Here is a 3,591-nt window from a genome sequence, read left to right as displayed (position 1 = left end):
GATTTTTTTGTCTAACTTTTGGGGTGCAGTTCACAAATCCCATGGGATTTGTGCAGTCTTTTCCATCATATGAAAATCGTTCTAAGAATATTCTTTCATTCGATATCTATCACTTATCATCTTCTTTTGAGAAATTAGCGACTGCTTTTAGATGATTAATCTTCTTTTCTTCGACCTACATATAGGCTCAATAGAATACCGCTACCTAGAAGAACAAAGATATAATCAGATTGGCTTCCAGTTTCAGGTAATTTGTCCCCATGGTTTTCTTTAACTGTAGTTGGTACTTCTGGGTTAGCATTTACTGGACTTGCTGGTTGAGCCGATGTTGGCACTACAGGTTGTTCTGGAACCACTGGTACTGGTTGGACCGGTACTTCTGGTGTCGGAACAACTGGAGTTGGTTGTACTGGCACTTCTGGCGTCGGTACATTTGGTGTTGGTTGTACTGGTACTGTTGGAATATCTAATTCTGGTACTTCAGTAACTTCAGGCATACCTGGTACTCCACCGTTAAATTCTGGCAATTCATGAACTTCTGGCATTCCTGGCACACCACCGTTGAATTCTGGCAATTCATGAACTGGTGGTTCTGGCATTGCAAATGTTGGTCCTTCTGGCACATTTGGTGTTGGAGGAACTGGTTTGTCATTTGATGGTGTTACTGGTTTGTCTTGGCATCCACATTTACCATCTTTGCCGTCTTTGCCGTCGCGACCATCACGACCATCTTTGCCGTCTTTAACAACTGTTTTTGTCACAGTTCCGTCAGAATTGATGATTGTGATTGTATGACTACCATCTCCATTATCTTCAACAGAAACTTTTGGTGATTTTCCATCTTTGCCGTCTTTGATAACCATATCAGTTTTACTTCCGTCTGGATTTGTGATTGTAACTGTGTGAGTTCCATCATTATTATTTTTAACTGTTACAGTTGGTGAAACGCCATCTTTACCGTCTTTAATAATAGATTTATATTCACGACCATCAGAATCTACGATTGTTAATGTGTGAGTTCCATCTCCATTATCAACGATATTAGCTTTTGGTGATTTACCGTCAAGGATTGTAGTATTAGTTTCTTTACCGTCTGCTCCTGTAACTTTAATAGTGTGTGAACCATTGTTGTTATCGATCACTTCAAGTTTTGGTGATTTACCATCACGTACTGTTGTAGTTGTAGTAGTTCCATCAGAGTTAACAATTGTAACTGTGTGAGTTCCATCTCCATTGTCTACTACTTTAGCAGTTGGTGATTTACCATCACGAACTGTGGTTTCAGAAACAGTTCCATTTCCATTTTCTACACGAATAGTGTAAGTACCATCATGGTTGTCAGTAACAGTCGCTACTGGTGATTTACCATCTTTAATGATTGTTTCAGTAGTTGTTCCATCACCATTTAGAACTGAAATCTTATGAGTTCCATTTTGTTCGTCAGTTATAGTCACTTTTGGTGATTTACCATCACGTACTGTTGTTTCAGTTGTCACACCTTCTGGATTTGTAATAACGATTGTATGACTTCCGTCCCCATTGTCACGAACAGATGCGGTTGGAGTACGTCCGTCAACACCGTCACGTCCATTTTTCACAACGAATTCATTCTTAGTTCCATCTGGGTTAGTGATTGTTACAGTGTGGCTTCCATCTGGGTTTTCAGTAGTTGTTGCTGTTGCAGCTTTACCGTCTTTACCATCTTTGATGATAGCGTTGGTAACATTGCCGTCTCCATCTGTAACTTTAACAGTATGAGTTCCATCGTTGTTATCAGTTACTTCAACTTTAGGAGTCTTACCATCTTTACCGTTTTTAACAACAGTTTCTTTAGATGTTCCATCTGGATTTGTTACAGTAATTGTGTGACTTCCATCTGGGTTTTCTGTTGTAGTGATAGTTGCAGTTTTACCGTCTTTACCATCTTTAACTTTCGTTGTAGATTCTGAACCATCAGGGTTTCTAACAGTAATAGAGTGTGTTCCATCTCCGTTGTCAGTTACATTTACAACTGGTGATTTACCATCTGCTCCATTAGCCCCGTTTTCACCTTTTTCACCTTTGTCGCCTTTTTCACCTTTATCGCCTTTTTCACCAGCTACTCCTTGAGGTCCACGAATATTTCCGATTTTGTTCCAAGAACCATTTTCTTTCTTGTAAACATCACCTGTGTTAGCATCGATGTAAGTATCACCATCTTTACCATCTTTAGCAGTTGGTGCAGTAACTCCACTTAATAATTCGGCACCGTTACGGCCATCTGTACCAGAAGCTCCATCTGCACCATTACGTCCATTTGTACCATTCAAGATATCACTTGTACCAATTAATTCATCCACACCTGGATCGTATTTACCGTTACCATTGTTATCATAGTATGCTGTAATACGAGTACCATCTACTGGTTGTGATGCTGTTGAATCTGAAGATGCTGGTTGAGCTGGTGGAGTTACTTCATCTGGATTATCTCCTACACTTCTTGCTCTTCTTGCACTTCTTGATGTTCCAGAAGGTTGTGAATTAGAAGTTGATCCAGCGCCTCTTCTAACTGCTTCCACCAATGCATTTAAGTCAATAGTTGGTGTACGGCCATCTTTACCATTCTTACCATCTTTTACAGTGAAGGTTACTGGATCTTTACCTGGTGTTGTGATAGTTACAACAGTGCTTTGGCCATCTTGTCCACGTTGAGTAGTGATTGTAGGAGTTTGTCCATCCTGACCGGTTGCACCAGTTTCTCCCTTAGCACCATCTTGAACAAAGACTGTAGTTGGTTGTGAACCATCATGGTTATCCACCGTGATTTCTACACCTTTATGACCTTCTTCATCCTTACGAACAGCTGTTACTGTTGGAGAGACACCGTCCACTCCATCTTTAATAACTGCAAGAGGTTTTTCAGGGTTCAATGGTTGACCTGGATGTGCTGGATCTTCTTGGTAAACTTTAGTTTCTTTACCATCTTTAACAGTAATTAATGATTTACCATCACGTCCGTCCGCACCTTTAGCACCATCTTTAATCATTTCTGATCCTAGAAGCTCATCAGTTCCTGGATTATATTTACCATCTCCATTTTCATCTGTATAGAATGTCACAATTGTGTGTGATGGATTTCCGTTTTGTCCTTCGACACGAAGCAAATCAACTTTTGGAGTTTTACCGTTTAGACCATTTTCTCCGTTCTTAACATTTACTGTAACTGGATCTTTACCTGGAACAGTGAATGTAATGTCGGTACTATGACCATCTTTACCTGGAGTTACAGTTACTTCTGGAGTCTTACCATCTTCTCCACGTTCACCTTTGTCACCCTTAGGTCCCTTGATGTTGCCTTCTTTTTCCCAGTTGCCGTTATTCTTAACGAAAACGTCACCAGTTTCTGTGTTAACGTATTTATCGCCGTCTTTACCTTCTGTAGTTGGATCAACTTTGCCGTTCAATACGTCTTTACCGTCGCGTCCATCACGTCCGTCACGACCTGCTGCTCCATCACGTCCGTCGCGTCCCGCTGGTCCTGGTACACCTTCACGTCCGTCGCGTCCTTGAAGACCTTGAGCACCCTGGTCACCCTTAGGTCCCTTGATGTTA

At 41.0% G+C, this 3,591-nt stretch carries 1 protein-coding gene; it reads right to left on the bottom strand.

The window, feature by feature from the left end:
- Window positions 1–155: 155 nt before the first annotated feature.
- The coding region (locus HMPREF9425_RS03645; RefSeq protein ID WP_003096888.1) for a collagen-flanked surface repeat-containing protein at window positions 156–3,591 on the bottom strand (3,436 nt) is incomplete at its 5' end.

The organism is Streptococcus vestibularis ATCC 49124 (genome assembly GCF_000188295.1).
Lineage (GTDB): Bacteria > Bacillota > Bacilli > Lactobacillales > Streptococcaceae > Streptococcus > Streptococcus vestibularis.
The sequence above is the reverse complement of the archived record's forward strand: the minus strand, read 5'-3'. Positions and strand labels throughout refer to the sequence as shown.